A 17,294-nucleotide genomic window follows, 5' to 3' on the forward strand; every position below is an offset into this window, starting at 1 on the left:
TTTACACCCAAAAATCAATTGTTTCTTCAACATCCCTAAGTGATTGGGGTGCATCTTTAAATACAACTTTCAAATTTTTATCGTATTTATGACCTTCATCACCCAAAACAACATGATGCTGAGGTTTTTTAATATAATATTCATTTATTCTCAATAATCTTTTAGATTCAATATTATCTGCGATGAATTCCCAATCATTCCAACATTTATCAAGATTCTTTAAAACCTTTTTAACAGAGTCTTCATTAATGTTATCAATAGAATTTAATCTCATTTTAATAATATTATAAACATCATTATAATCATTTATTGAATTAATATTTTTAATTGGTTCTTTTCCATCATTTTTCTCCCAATTAACCATCAAATGATTAGCATTTCTTAAAAATGATACTAATGATGGACCTAATCCCCTAGACAAACAACCGCTGGAAAACGGTGAAACAGAAACCGGTTCAACATCCATATAGATTCTTGAATGAAATGAAGTAAACATCTCATAGTGATTTAAATCCCGGGATCGACCTGCTTTAAAGAAATCTACAACCAAACCTCCATATTTCCTACCTATACGACCAGTAGCCTGAATATATGATCCCGTCGTTTTAGGCTGACTTGTCATTACCATCAATGACAAATGAGAAATGTCAACCCCAGTTCCAAACATAGATGTTGTAAATATTCCATCATATTTTGGTGGATGATTAAAACTATCCCTTTCAAGATTGTCCAATATCATAGGCAGTTCAGTGGATGACTTACGTCCAGACAATTCTTCCTTATTATCCTCACCCAATTGTTTTAACTCTATATTACCACCAATATTTTCTAAACGACTTTTAATATCATCCCTATATAATGCAAGGACACCACCCAATTCTTTAATGGAATTAAAATATCCTAAAGTAGTCCAATAATTATTAATGTTATCATTATCCGTATTGTCTGAAGATACTTTACTCATTCTTGACCACAATCTGACCTGGGGAGTCATTGGACCTTTACCCGGAGCATAAAATCCTAAATAAACCCTGCCCGCTTTAGATTCATCCCAAATATCATTAAACATATGGTCCCTAACAAAGAAATTATCAGAAATATCCAAACCATGTGGTGGGAATTGGAATAATTTTTTTGAAAATAATAAATCCACCTGTTTGGAAGCATTACTAATAGTAGCTGTTGATGCAATATATTTAGGGTTTCCACCCTGTTTTTGAATTATCCCACTTACCATTGACTCATAAAGACCAAATAAGCTACCTAATGGTCCATCAATAAGATGCAGTTCATCCTGAATAATCAAATCCGGAGGATTTAAAGAATTTACCTCATGATTATATTTTGTCAGGTTTCCGGAAGTATCCGGGAGTAAATTATTTCTATTATACCCATAGTATTTATTAAAATAGTTAATATTACCAAATAGACCTCCAGCTTTAGGTTCGAAAGCCAATCTTGCAATTTTATCAGCAGTACCAATTACAACAGTTGGACATCTGTTATAAACATGATCATCAATCAAATAAGCTGGAATAGGCATTCTAGTATTACTTATAAATGGTGAAACGATTTTACGATTATAGTTTCCATCGGGAAAGTGAGGTTCAGAGGAATTTGGATATGGACATCCTTCAAACCATTCGACATTATTCAAATCACATTTTGGATTGGTACACCAAATTTCAAAATCAAAATCACCTTCGATTTTATTACCATATTTATCAATAGAATTTAAACTAGTGAAATATCCTATATTAAAATCTCCCAAAGAGGCAATTTCAAAACCATTCTCTTTCAGTTTATCAATGATTTCATTTTCAAATTGTATTCTGGAGAATTTACCATGAATTTCAAATGAAATTGTATAAAATCCATCCAAATGATTTTTTGATTCAATTCCAACAAAATTAATTTTTTCATTATTAACAAATATTTCATCCAAAATTTCTTCAACATGAGCCATATATTCTGTTGATTTAATAACAATATGGACATTGTTCAATTCATCATTAAGACCGGATTCCGGAACAGACAACCATGATCCACAAACAGGGCATTTTAAAATTTGTGCTGGTTCGCCGACGGTGTATGGTAATCTTACATCATTTCCTTTCAATAAATCCATTGCACCTCCTTTTTTAAGAAGATGTATAGGAGAAACTCCACCACCAACCCACAGTCCTGTAGAAAATCTTGTAGAACCATAAATCCAGTCACCAATAATTTCTGAATAATTTGGCCTCCATCCAATGCCTTTATCGGAACAATGGGTTCTTAAAAATTCTGCAGCAGTAATCATTTTTAATGTTCTTCTAAATTGCTGAACAGTCAGTAACCTTAATGTATATCTGGATATGATTGAAGTTCCCGCACCAGTTTCATTCTTATCATGAGCTTTTAATCTTCTTAAAGCAATTGTAAAAGCCATAATTCCCAAATAAGCTTCAGTTTTACCCCCACCTGTTGGAATCCATAAAAGATCAAGAATATCTCTATTATCTGAATTTTCATCCCAAATATCTTCTATATTCATTAGGAAAAATGCAATTTGAAATGGCCTCCACTTAAATTCAGCACCATCATATTTACCCCATGTATTTTGCAGAGCAATTGCCTTATTTGCAAAACAAAAAGCTGTATAAATCAAAGGATTAGTTTTAATTAAATTTAAACCTCTTTCCATACGGTTCGATGCATCATATTCAATTTCAAGTATTTCTTTTGCAATATTAAGGTACTTTTCCCCAATAGGTTCGGATTCATTTTCTTCAATCCAATCATTATAAAGCTTCAATAATTTAATTAAAATACCATGAATTTCATTTGGAGAGCAATTAGCCAGGTATTCTGCATTTAATTCATCATTTACTAAAAGTTCATTTTCAATCAGATCCAATTTAGGTAACGCTATAGGATATAATGGAACAAATTCTGTCCTCACATCTGATTTTAAAAATTTTTCATAATCATTATTCTTTAGCAAACGAATAGAATAATCCGGCCATAGAATATCAATGTCAAATTTATCAAAATAGTCTATTTTTTTCCAAACTGCAGAGCACATATGCCCAAAAGCAATAGTTGGTCTATTCCTATATAAAAAATCAAGTTTTCGTTCAGATTCATTAAGCAACTCCATGTGCTGAGCTCGGATTCCATCTTCACATATTATTCTGATTGACGGCTGGAACAGACATTTATCAATATTGGGCTGAGATTCATTACCTTCTACATCATAACTTAAGTCATTAATCATATAAACCGAAATAGAATAGTTATCATCACTAACTTTTAGACGTTTGATGTATATTTTAACATATCCTTCATCATCCAACTCTATTTCAGATTCATAATTTTCCAATGTTTTAGTAATAACCAATTCTCTTCCATCAAATTCTTTGTTTATCGTATCATCATCAACATCTTGTTCATTAACTTCAATTTCAAAGATTTCCCCAAAAGAATGTCTCTGCCATATATCTTTATCAGATGAAACTGAATTTTTTTTACCGTTTAAACCGTAAGCTTCATTATGTTCTGAATCTTTAAGATATCTACCCCAAGTAGAACAAATTTTTAATGTAGGATTCTCAATTTCTATAGAAAATGAAACACCAAAAGATTTAATAAATGATTTAGGAGTTAACTTATTTGAAGGAGTGGCAGTTAATATATCATCAGTTTCAGAGCCATCTTCTTGTGCAACATCATCTGTTTCAATGATAATTTCCTGATCTGGTGATTTATCCGAATCTGTTTCCTCCCAACTTTTTGGAATGATAACACCCGTCAAATATTCAATCCAAGGACTATATGAAATAATTTCATTTTCACCATATCTTGGACCCCTAACCTCTTTGATAAGTTCCTCAATCATCTTTCTTCGAATTTGTGTATCTGAATTCATAAGATAATCCTCTCTAAGTATCTTAATTATATGTATATTGTTTTGATTTAATAAATATTATATATTTGTGAGTATAAAGTTAATAATGTAAAATTAAGCTTTAGGAAAAATTATCTATGAATCATTATTTGGAATATAAAAAAAGAAATGACCTGGAAAAAAAGATATTAAAATATGATGATTCCGACTTAAAAGATATTTTAATTAGAAATAAAAATTTAATAAAGGAATTCAGTTCACTGTCATCTTCAGAAATTGATAAAAAAATAAAAAATATTAATAACACTACCATAACTAATTTATTAATCAATAATATAGACATTAGTGAAATCAATTCTGAATTGGATAAAATAAATAAATATGAAATAAAAGATATTGTTAAAGAGAATTTTCCTTTAGATGAACCAAGAGAATTGCAGCTTGAAACCATTTCAAAGATATATGATGCAATTGAAAAAGGATATAAATATATAATCCTAGAAGCTGTTTCCGGATATGGTAAATCATTAATTGCTGCTACATTATCCAATATTTATTCTGAAGAAAAATCATATTTTCTTACAACTACCAATCAGCTTGCAAATCAATATTTTTATGATTTTAAAAAATATGATTTCGTAAAAATGAACCCAAGATCCAGTTTTTCATGTAAAAAAACACCCATGAAATGCAGTGCATATCTATGCAAATACTCCAAATGTCGTTATTATAAATACAGTGATTTCAATAAAGATTTTGATAAACCATTGTCATGTGAATATCTGTACTCATTAAAAGAAATATTGAAATCAAATTCTATAATTTGTACATATGATTTTTTCATTAACGAAAACTTTTATCACAGTAATTACTTTAATACTCGAAAATTATTAATTTGTGATGAAGCACATAATCTCGATGAAAAAATATCTGAATCCATATCACTAAAAATTAATCCGAAACAGTTTACTGAGGATATGAAACTTAATATTAAAAAAGAATTACAACATATTAATCAAAATAATGATTATTACTTTTACCTTTTAAAATTTAGGACCAACTATAAAAATAGACTCAACAACGTCAAAAAAGGAAGTGCATTATATATAAAACTTAAAAAACGAATAGATGACATATCCAAATTTATGGATAACTTTAAAAATAATGAAAATATGACCTTTGAAGTAGATAGTGATAACTACTGGATTTTTAAACCTTTAAAGATAAATAAAATGGCTGATGATTCATTATTGTCCTATGGAGATGTCTCTATTTTTATGAGTTCTTCAATTTTTGATCTCGAAAATTTCGCTTTTGATTTGGGAATAGATAAAAATAAAATTTACTCTATAAGAGTACCAAATATCTTTGATCTGTCTAAACATAAAGTAGAAATATCTCCTAATTTTGACATGAGCGGAGAACCTATAGAAACTGGCACTGCAGAGGATTGTTTGCCTACAATTAAAAAAATTCTAAAAAAACACAAACATGAAAAAGGTGTTATACACACTTTTAACTATGAACAAATGAAATACATAGTAAGTAATATAAAAAACAATCGTTTCATTACACATGACTCGGAAAATCGTGAAAAGATATTGGAAAATTTTAAAACCAGTGATAAACCACTGGTTTTAGTTAGCCCATCAATGAATGAGGGAATAGATATTCCCGGCGATTTATGTAGGTTCCAAATAATTTTCAAATTACCCTATTTGCCTTATGAAAATACTTGGATTAATAAGCGCAAAAATCTTTATGAAGATGGAAAAGAATGGTACGACTACAAAATGCTTACAAAATTAATTCAAAGTTATGGAAGAGGAATACGCTTTGAAGAAGATTACTGTAAAACATATATTTTAGATAATCGCCTTTTTGATAAGATTAATGAAGATCTTGAAGATAAAGAAATAATTCCAAAGTATTTCATTAATTCAATCGAAAATTTAAATCAAAATATCGAATAATGAATACATATACTTGAGTTTCTAAAAATATTATATCAATCAATTATTAAGGAAAATTCGTATAGTATTAGTTAATTATTATTTTTTTGTATTTCTAAATAGTATCCATAAATATCTTCAACTTCCTCCGTATTAAAATTAGTCTTATACTCCAACATCATATTAATCATATCTACAAAATCATCCCAGTCCACATATTCATCTGTCTCATATTTAACATCATCATTAAGATGATAATTTATATTTGAAGATTCATTATTTATTTCTTTAATTAAATCTTCAGATATGAAAGACTCCATAATAAACATGATATGGCTTGCGAAGGTGTTTCCATATGCAGATATGTCCCCATCATTTAAATTATGCTCCTTTTCCAAACAATTTTTGAAGGAGGTATAATCTTGATGACCCATTGGAACAAATCTTCCCTCAACGGTACATGCACAGTACTCATCAATTAAATAAAAGTCATTAACATCAGTTAAAATGTAAAAAATAAACGCTTCCATCATATCAGTTTTATATGTATCCAATATCTCAGACAAAATCTGCTCCAATATTTCGGAGAATAAAAAGTGAGATAATTCATGAATTATTGTTCTTATTTTTTTATAATCCGATTGCTCTCTCTTATCAATATATATTTCATTAAATTTATAATATCCTAAATCAACACCACCTCTTTTATATTTGGTTATAACAAAAGATTTTGAAAATAAAAACATTTTTTCTAAAATACTTAATTTTTCAAAGCAGATATTATTTTTTTTAATTAATTTTTTAAGAACTTCTTCATGAGTATTTATGATATTTCTTAGGATAGTATTGAAGTCTTCCTCTTCCAAATAACGCACATATTCCAATTTTTCAACATTATCATCAGATAATAATTCATCTAATCGTTTAAATTTATTTGAACGTTTTTTAAAATTATAATATTTATTTGGTTTAAACTCAATTTCAGAAATTTCTATTTTATTATTAAAGTCATTGATGCCTGATTTTTTATTATCTAACTGATTTTCTGAAATAATATTATCTTTATTTAAACTATTACTAGACTCGAGTTGACTTTTATCATTAAACGAATGGTCAAATTTCTTAATATAATTTTTTTTATAATTTTCAATTTCATTATCTTTCTTTTGTTTAGTTGTTTCCAAACTAGAGACATTTTCATCAAGATATTGAACATCATAATTAAGTTCATTCATTATTTTATTATCATCGAAACCTTTATTAGAAATGTGGGTTTTATATGAGTATTTTTCAATTAATGAATCTATTATATCATTTGCAGAAATAATATCATAAATTCTTAATAACATTTTCAGATCTTTCTTTAATTCAATTTCGGATGGCAAATTATCTCTTTGATATTCAATGCTAAATATATTTGCTTTTTCATAATCTAAAGCTCTTATAGTATGACTATTTAAAATAATTGGAGCGTAACTTTTAATTTCCGGGAAAGATTTCTGAATAAATCTTATAATGTAATTGGATACTTTGGATAATACTTCTGGTTGAACATTTTTATAATTTCTTACATCAAACATTAAAGACAAATAAAAACCACTCATATCTTCTTTAAAAAGATAAGATACATAATAACGATCAATGAATTTAGATGAAACTTTTTTATTTAAAAAATAAATCCATGGAACTTTAGCCCAACGACTCATGCCCACAGAACCCCTAATAATATAATTATCAGAATTAAATATTGACTCTTTAAACTGATCAGGCAATTCAGTTCTAATAAATTTAGCTAACGGTGCATTAAGTGGTTCATTTTTAGAAACCTCAAGATAATTATTTAATATATATTCCATTCCATCTACAAGAATTTTAATCCCCTCATAAAATAATATATTTCTCATATTATAAATTAATTTATTCTGTCATTGAAATTATCATAAAAATTGATTTAATTCCATATTAATTTAATTAATAGATTATATATAATTAATATTAATGTTTTAATGGTGGGAATAATGATTACGGAAAAGAAAATAAAAAAGGAAGATTTGGATATAAATGAAAAAATTGATATGTATTTAAAAGAATATAAAACTGAACTTGAATTCATTTTTAATAACAAAAAATACTGTAAAATTATTACAGATGGAACAAATATCATTGAGCTAATGATAAAACTTATTTTAACAAGAGAAAATTATTCCCTAAATGAACAAACATCAATTATTCAACAAGCCATTAAAACAGATTTTATTCCAAGAAAAACAAAAAATAATCTTTTAAAGATTCTTAGAACAAATAATGAGACAACTAGTGAAAATGTCACCTATAAAAATACATATAATTTTTTAAAAAATATTGTGATGTTTTTCCAGTGGTTTGAAAACAATGCTGATGAGTTATATTATAAAAGTATGATTAAATGTATTAAATCTATTGAAAAACTACCTGCCAGTGAACCTTCTGAAAAAGACCAGAAATATGAAACTGAATTTATCAACAATATCAACAGATCAGTGACCATTCTTGAAAAACATGTTGAAATTATTTCAGAAGAAAATTATATTGGTGCAGTTACAGAAAGTTACAATGTATGCAGTTTAATGATTGAACTTCTACTAAAAAAAGAGTCATATATCATAGAGAATGGTCTTGTTATCAAAGATAATGAAAAAATACCTATAATTGCTTTTTGTACACAAAATAATATATTTTCAAAAGAATGTAATGAATTCCTCAATATTATGGAAGAGTACAAAAACAATTATTTTAAATTAAAGAATCCTTATAATTTAGCTGTATCCTTTTTAAAAGGATCAAGTTATTTTATGTTATGGTTTAACAATTTTTATTCAGATAAATATTCAATTGAAAAACCATTTAAAATTAATAATTGTTTTCTTAAAATAGAAAAATTACAGTATTCTTATGATGACAAAGAAAACTTTAAACCTAAAACTTCAAAAACTAAAAAACAAAAAAGTGAAATTGATATAAACAATAATCCTTTGCAAATCAATTATTCCAATAATATGAACAGTATCGATTTTGAAAAATTACTAATAATATTTGCTGATGATATTAAAACTCATCTTTCTAAGGAATTTAATGAAAAGACTGAAACAATAATTTCAAAATTAGATGAAATTAAACAAGAAATTAAAAACATTTCACTGAAAATAACAGATTATCAGTCTCTGATACAAAAGCAAATTAAAAATTTTGATACTGATGAAGAAAAAGACAAGATAATTTCAGCTTTTGCAGATGTGTGTGCTGAAAGAATTATTGAAGAAACAAATTCATTCAAGGAAGATGATTCATATAATCTAGAAAAAACAAATCTTATTACTCTGTTTGGTGAAAATACTTGGAATAAACTATCTGAAGAATCAAAAACCTATTTGATATCATCAAAATTAATGTTCAATAATTTAAATGATATGAAAAATATTGTGGATTATTCTGGAGTATGCATTCTTTTAACAAAAACATTGGAAGTTGAATTGTATAAGAGATTTTTTGAAAATTTTTTTAATTATTTGGAAAATAGACGCTATAAAAAATATGACCATTATCCTACAGGGTTATTATATAAAAAGAGATGGCCGTTAAATGAGGAAAAATTCAATCTTGGAACAGTGGCATATATTTTATGTTTAAAGCAGGACAATTCCATTGACTATTATCATGAAAAAAACAATAAAGAGAAATTAATCGAATATTGTTCGTCTGATCTTTTTAATGAGAATGACCCCTCAAAAATTGAAAGTTTAATAATAAAATTTGGAAAGGAAATCGAAGAAATAAGAAAAGATTATAGAAATCCTTCAGCACATAGAAATGAAATTACACAAAAAAAGGCCCGTGAATGTCTAAATTTAGTATTATATGAAGATAAATTACTTATAAAGATGCTTGATTCATTTAAAAAATAATTAATTTGTAACATAAATGAATCATGTTTATTTTATAAACAATTCTGTACATAAAAAATCTTTTATACAAAAGCTAAAGAAAATAATTGCAATATTAAAAATTTAATGATTAAATTTAAGTAATAACTTAACTAAACATAATATTAGACATAATTTATATATATTTTATTAAATATAAAAAATTGATACCATGGCTTTCGATGAACCACGTTTTTCTGGAAAAAATATTCGACCTCATGAATATTTACCTATTAGAATACCAAAAAGTAAACAAAATAAAAAACCGAAACCATTAGATTCCAATATGAAAATATGTCCTAACTGCAACAAGAAACAACATAAAAATAATGAAAAATGTGAAAGATGTGGATTGGATTTCAACATTGGCAAAAAAATCATAAGAATCATCACTACCCAATGTTCTAATGACGATAAGATACTAGTGATTTCAAGCAATGAAGAAAAGTTAGAAATATTAAAAAATTTATTTAAAGAAAATAAACTTGAAAATTATCTTAGAATTTTACATGAAGGCAACTGTGAAGAATTATCCGAAGATAATATTTCCAATGCCCTTTATGATGAAATTCCTATATTGATAGACATTAATAAATTATTGAATTTATATTATGATATTCCACTTTTCAACAATATTTATTCATCACGATATTTAAAGAATTTACATATTTTAAGAAATAGTGATGTGACATATATAGAATATGATGATTTAAACGAATTGAATGAATTCATCAAAGCATTTCAAGAATATATTTACCTAATTAAATCAGCGCATATAGAATACAATAATATCTCAGATTTAAATAAAATTATTGATAAATTAATTCTTATTAAAAATGATGTCTGCAGATTCAATGAGAATATAAATCTACTATATAATTTTTATAAATTGAATGGAATAACTATTTCAAATTCATTGAATAAAAATATTGAACTGATTGATGATGTAAAAATTCTATTTAATAATCCTTGCATAATTGAAAAAGAAACTGAAATCAAAGATTTTTTAAATAATCTACATGAATATAATGAAATAAACAAAAAAAGCAAAGATTCGTCATATTATATTAACAGTTTTATATCAAAAAACCGATTTTTAAAAGAAATTATTCAAAGATATAATAACTATTTATCAAAATATACTTTAAATATAGAAATTTTAAATGCAAAAAAAGAATTTGAAGATTATGGTTTTATTTTATATAATCTAATTGAATTCGAAAACTTTAAAGAAATCATGTCATCATTTGATAATCCAAAAGTTGTTAATGATGAGAATTATTTTTTGTTAAATGAAAAATTGGAAGAGTATATCGAATACAATGAAAATAATTTTTCTGATAACTTCAATAAATATCGAAAAAAATTGGAAAAAAACATCAAAAAGAAAATTAAAGAAAGACAGAAAAAAATTTCAAAAGATAATGATGAAATTTCCGAATTATTTTATTTGCTAAATAAAAAATTAAATCAAATATCAATTAATATTGATACATTCCAGGGTTTTAAAGATAATATCAATAACATCAACTGTTTAGTGAAATATCCCAAAATTATAGAAAATGATGATTTATATAATGCACTGGATATTCTGAATAATTATAAAAATAAATATGTTGATTTGACATTTGAAGAGTATTTCAACAAAAATTATGAAAAATTATGTGAAATTTTCAATATATTTCTCATAAAAATCAATAAAGAATACAGTATAAAAAAATACAACAAAATTAAAAAAAATACATCCGAAATACAATCTCTTTTTAAAGAATTAAAAATCAATATACACTCTATTAAAGATATGAGTAATGATTTAAAAAAATATAACAAAATTTTCAGTCACAATAATAAAAAAGCCCAAAAATTTAAAAGATTAAAAAGTTTAATCCAATCCAGTTTAGCTAGATTAAATATTAACTCAATGCAAAACATGTCTGTGAAAGAATTACTGGATTGTTCCAACGATAAAATTAATAAATTTGATGAAATTATTAGTTTAAAAAATGACATTTTAAAAATAATCAATGAATCACAAAATACTGATGAAAAATTTGACTATTCCTCTTTTTTAATTAAAAAATGCTATGATTTAAAAAATGAACTGCATATGGATGAATATAAAAAGGATATCGATGACATCTCATACAATAACAGATATTTTAAGGAAATAAATAATTATATGGACATATTCAATATAGACGAAACTATCTCTAAATTATTTAAGAAACATGAATATGACGTTAACTTTACTTCATCATATCATAATAAATTATTTGATGAAAACACAATAAATTCCATTGAATCAGTGGATATTGAAAAAGAAATAGTTGAATTGAACATTATATCTGAAAAATTAGACTATTTACTTGAACAAAAAAATCAAAATGTGCTGAAATATAAAAATCTCAGTGATTTCTCATCAAAATATTATAATACTAATTATTTCTACAAAAATATCATCGAAAAGGTTAAAGAATGTGATATCCATAATTTTAATGAAGTTATCGATGATTTAAAAAATGAATTATTATTTAAATCAAATGATTATAAAATTAATAAAATTATTTACAATATGTCTGCCATTGAGGAAATCATTAATCTTTCTCATATGCTGGAACTTGAAGAAGCTGAAAATCTCTTCAACTATGAATATGATGAAGTGATTATATTCCAACAGCAAATAAAAAAGGACATAGAATTCACAGAATATTATAATAAAGAAATATTCAACAACAACATATTTAAATTTTATCAGTCTTCAAATTATGTTGAAGATTTGAATAATTTGGATTTGAAATTAAGTGAAATAAAAGAATATATCAAAAAGAATAATATAAACAATTCTATTTTCAATAACTCTGAATTGATAAACATTAATAAATTAATTGGTATAAAAGAAATTATTGATAAAACATTATATCTTTTTGAAAAGGAACCTGATGATAAAACAGAAAAAATTGAAAACATTAAAACAATAATTGACAATTTATTTAAACTGTGTGAAAACTATCCAATCAGCGATGAAAATGATAAATATATTGAGGAATTAATCTCAGCCCAAGATAAGGTTAAAAGATATAGTAAAATGAACATATATGAAAATAAAATTGATTACCATAAAGAGTTAATACACAATAACCTTCAAAATATATGGAAAGGATATTCAACAAATATTAATAAGATAAAAGATAAACTGGACCTCGATTTGAAATTTACAAAATTATATAACAGAAAAATATTCAATATGGAAACAATACAAAACATCAATAATCTTTCCAAGTCCGATTTAAAAAAACTAAACAAAATCCAATCAAATTTAACATCTTTTCCGGATATATTCAAAAACAATTTATCCAATGAAGAAATTTTATCCAGCAGCAAAAAATTAATTTTGGAAATCGATAAATTGGATAAATCAAATATTAATGAAGAAACCATCAAAATATTTTCAAATATCAATCAAACCTTAAAAAGCGATGAAGTTGAAAACCTGATCAAAATTTTGGACATTAAAATTAATAAACCAAATTTTTTCAATTCAATGATAGAATTAGAAGAAAAACTAAATAAATACTACCCAAATAAATATAAATACAGTGAAGATTCTTTAAATAGACTAAACAATGACATCACCTATTCTCAGCTGAAAAATTTAGGAATAATAACTGATAACAACGAAATGTTAATAAGAGATGACTTTGAAAACTTCTATAAGATATTAAGTCAATTTGAAGAATATAGAATGTTGATTCTGGAAAGAATAATGGACACTGAAGAAGTTGAATTGACTGAAAATTTTGATATTATACTAAGCGAAAAATGGTTGTTTTTAATAAATGAAAATACAATTCAGAATAAATTATCTAAACAATTTGTAAATCAATTTGACAAATTTCTTGTACTTCATGATGCTGATAAAAGTAAAATTCAGAATGTTCTCAGGAAAACTGATAGATTATATAAAATAATGGGATGAAAATGGTAAAGAGAGACTTGATTAACCTGGAAGATAAACTTTATGTAAATTTAATTAATAATCTAACTCAAAGGAATACTATAAGATTAAACAGCCAATTTATTCCAAAAAATGAAAATAATGGTTTGATTAGATTCTTTGAAGATGATTCAATATGGTTTTCACGATTGAAAAAATCCAATGAAATAATTTATTATTTTGGGTTGATGATCAATTCAGATTCAAATCATCAAGACAAGAACCCTTTATTAATAATGAAATTCAATAAGAATACAAAAAAATCTAATTTACGTATCCATAAAAATAAAATATACTTGATTGTGAAATTACAAGATAAAATTAAACAATATGCTGATTCAAAATTCAAATTCATAAAAGCAAATAAAAAGCCAAATTCAAAATTAAGATACCTTATTTTAGATGAAATCGATTCCCCGAATATGATTCAAACAATAAAAGATTTATTGGAGGAATTTTCTTTTAATTGTGAATTGGATAAACAATTTTTAGAAATAAAAAAAAATCATGATGAAACTCTAATCAAATATACTGTTCACACTTCATCTAAAACTGAAATTGACACCAATCCTAAAACTGAAAATGATAAGAAGAAAATCCCTCTAACAAAAACAGATAAAAATAAAAACAATGAGCAGAAAATATCTAAAAATTATAGCAAACATCAATATAATCCTTCATTTCCTTTTGAAAATGACATTAATATTGATTTGAATGATATTTCATTGCCGGAAAATAATGTCGATATTTCAGATGAGTTAGATACAATAATTTTTAATATTAATGCATTCAATTTAATAAATAAAATAATCTATCTGGAAAACTTAGATTATTCCTCCAAAAATAGTTTAATCCAATATATATTCAATAAAGATGAACATAATAATTATTTATTCAGTTTAGATATTTTAAATCATTTTAATGATAAAATAACAGATGAATCCTATATTTTCAGTATTCTTAATCTAGTTTTTGAAAATGAAAATCTGACATTTGAAGAGTATTATTCTGAAATAGATTCATTGCTAAATTTTAAACTATCTAAAAACTATGATTTGCATAAAAAAGTTTTAAGCAAAACTAAAAATAAAGAACTTGAAATAAATCCTAATCAAGACAGCAATATCCTTACAAGTATATCTCAGAATAAATATGATCCTAAACTTGAAAAAAAACTATTCAAATATGATGAAAAAGATTTAATCAGTATCATAATTAAATATAAAGATTATATTAATCCATTGAAAGATTTGACAACTGAACAAATCATGAATATAAATTTCGATTATAACTTAATATCCAAACTGATAATGAACTATATGTATGATGAAATTTATTCAGAACTGGATAACTTTAATGAATATAAAGTTCCAGATATTGTCAAAGAAAATTTTCCATTTGAAAAACCTAGAGAATTGCAGCTTGAAACAATATCCAAAATTTATGATGCCATCGAAAATGGATATAAATACATTATCCTTGAAGCAGTTTCAGGTTTTGGAAAATCTTTAATTGCAACAACTTTGACCAATATCTATTCAAAAGAAAAATCATACATATTAACTACTACAAATCAACTTATCAATCAGTATATAGATGAATTTGGTGAAAAAATTGTACATTTAAAACCTAGGAATAAAAGTACCTGCAAAAAATTTACAACAAAAAAACATACATACAAATGCAGCGAGTTCAGATGCAGATATTTAAAATGCAAGTACTATCAAAACAGCAAATTTTCAGAGGGTTTTAATGAATCCGAATCATGTGAATATTTATATAAACTTAAAGAGGGAAGAAAATATGATACATTAATTTCAACATATGCATATTTTTTAAAGGAAACATTTTTTCATAAAAATAACCTGAAGACAAGAAAACTAATAATATGTGATGAGGGCCATAACATTGATGATAAAATTTCAGATTCTGTTGCACTGGACATTAAAGAAAAACAATTTGATGAAGAACTGGGACTGAATATGGATTATGAATATAAGTACATATCACAGAATGAAGACTATTATTTTTATCTTTTAAAATTTAAAAAAATATACGAGTCTGAAATCAAAGAAATGGGAAAAAACAATGAAAATTATGGAAAATATAAAAAAAGACTTAAAGATATCGAAAAATTCATGTCATATTTTGACAAGAGCAATGAAAATTTGACTTTTGATAAAACTGCAGATAATCATTTTGGAAAAAAATATCCGAAATTCCAGTTTAAACCCGTGACAGTTAAAAAAATGATTCATGACTGCTTATTTAATTATGGGGACGTCACTATATTTATGAGTTCATCCATTTTTGATTATGAAAACTTTGCATATGACCTTGATATCAATAGAAACGAAGTTTACTCCTTAAGAGTTCCAAATATCTTCGATATAACCAATAATCCCGTAAAAATATATAATGATTTTAATATGGACAATGAACATATTGAAAATGGAATAATGGATGATACATTATCAGTTATTGAAGATATTCTTAAAAAACATAAAAACGAGAAAGGTGTTATACACACTTCAAACAGTGAACAAGTAAACTTTTTAAAAAATAATATTGATGATTCCCGTATATTAAATTATTATTTTAAAAATAGGGAAGAAGAACTGGATTATTTCAAAAGTAGTACCAAGCCACTGGTCCTGATTAGCCCTTCCATGAATGAAGGAACTGATTTGCCGGGTGATTTGTGCAGATTCCAAATAATATTCAAATTACCGTATCTACCTTCAGAAGATCCTAGAATAAAAAAACGTAAAAATGCATATGAAGACGGGAAAGAGTGGTACCGTTTCAAAATGCTTACAAGATTGATTCAAGGATACGGTAGAGGGATAAGATTCGAAGATGATTATTGTAAGACATATATTCTGGATAATCGTCTTTGGGAAATTATCTACGAAGATTTGGATACAAATAATATTATTCCAAAGTACTTCATTAATGCTATTGAAGATTTTAATGAAGATATTTAAATTAATTTAGTTAAAACATTCTTTTTATAAAAAATTAACAATAATATATATTATTTGTAGTTGAAAAAAATTACGAAAATTATCACTCGGATGTAATTTTATTGTATAAATCATCAAGTGTCTTCTCACATTTATCCTTTTTCAATTCACACTCCCATACAGTAATAACAGTCCATCCCATTGCTTCCAGTTCTTTCTGATTTCGCTGATCACGCTCTTTATTTCCATAAAGTTTTTTCTTCCAGAAATCAACATTGGATTTTGGCATTACCGCATATTTACATCCGTCATGGAGATGCCAGAAACATCCATGAACAAACACAACAGTCCGGTATTTAGGTAATACAATATCCGGACTTCCGGGATACCTCTTGTCATTCTTTCGAAATCTAAGCCCTCTTGAAAAAAGATAGCTGCGAACAAGAATTTCTGGCTTGGTGTCTTTACTCCTAATCCGTGACATGTTATAACTGCGAACCTCTTTACTAACTTTATCAACCATATCAATCAACT

At 25.6% G+C, this 17,294-nt stretch carries 7 protein-coding genes; 4 read left to right on the forward strand and 3 right to left on the reverse strand.

What is annotated here, in order from left to right; all coding sequences use genetic code 11:
- Position 1 precedes the first annotated feature (1 nt).
- Positions 2–3,910: a DISARM system helicase DrmA gene (drmA, locus tag SM9_RS05875; RefSeq protein ID WP_058739253.1), complete on the reverse strand. Its 3,909-nt coding sequence runs from the start codon at positions 3,908–3,910 to the stop codon at positions 2–4.
- A 116-nt stretch (positions 3,911–4,026) separates the two neighbouring features.
- On the opposite strand from drmA, the gene SM9_RS05880 reads away from it, so the two are divergent.
- Positions 4,027–5,862 (forward strand): helicase C-terminal domain-containing protein, encoded by a 1,836-nt coding sequence (locus tag SM9_RS05880; protein ID WP_058739254.1) that lies wholly within the window; start codon positions 4,027–4,029, stop codon positions 5,860–5,862.
- Between the two features lie 71 nt (positions 5,863–5,933).
- Here SM9_RS05880 and SM9_RS05885 read toward each other — a convergent pair whose 3' ends face one another.
- On the reverse strand, positions 5,934–7,697 hold the full coding sequence (locus SM9_RS05885) for an MrcB family domain-containing protein (RefSeq protein ID WP_058739255.1): 1,764 nt from the start codon (positions 7,695–7,697) through the stop codon (positions 5,934–5,936).
- A gap of 162 nt (positions 7,698–7,859) precedes the next feature.
- On the opposite strand from SM9_RS05885, the gene SM9_RS05890 reads away from it, so the two are divergent.
- The 3 genes from SM9_RS05890 to SM9_RS05900 all read left to right on the forward strand — a co-directional run bounded on the left by SM9_RS05890 (position 7,860) and on the right by SM9_RS05900 (position 16,781).
- Entirely contained in the window at positions 7,860–9,782 is a 1,923-nt protein-coding gene (locus tag SM9_RS05890; protein ID WP_058739256.1) for a hypothetical protein, read from the forward strand.
- A gap of 190 nt (positions 9,783–9,972) precedes the next feature.
- Positions 9,973–13,776, forward strand: coding sequence for a transcriptional regulator (locus SM9_RS05895; protein ID WP_058739257.1), 3,804 nt, complete (start codon positions 9,973–9,975; stop codon positions 13,774–13,776).
- Between the two features lie 2 nt (positions 13,777–13,778).
- The gene (locus tag SM9_RS05900; RefSeq protein WP_058739258.1) at positions 13,779–16,781 is read left to right on the forward strand and encodes a helicase C-terminal domain-containing protein; all 3,003 of its coding nucleotides are present in this window, start codon (positions 13,779–13,781) and stop codon (positions 16,779–16,781) included.
- 82 nt (positions 16,782–16,863) lie between these two features.
- On the opposite strand, the gene SM9_RS05905 is transcribed toward SM9_RS05900, so the two are convergent.
- Positions 16,864–17,283, reverse strand: a complete 420-nt coding sequence (locus tag SM9_RS05905) for a very short patch repair endonuclease (RefSeq protein ID WP_058739259.1) — start codon at positions 17,281–17,283, stop codon at positions 16,864–16,866.
- Between the last annotated feature and the right edge of the window lie 11 nt (positions 17,284–17,294).

The organism is Methanobrevibacter millerae (assembly GCF_001477655.1).
GTDB lineage: Archaea > Methanobacteriota > Methanobacteria > Methanobacteriales > Methanobacteriaceae > Methanocatella > Methanocatella millerae_A.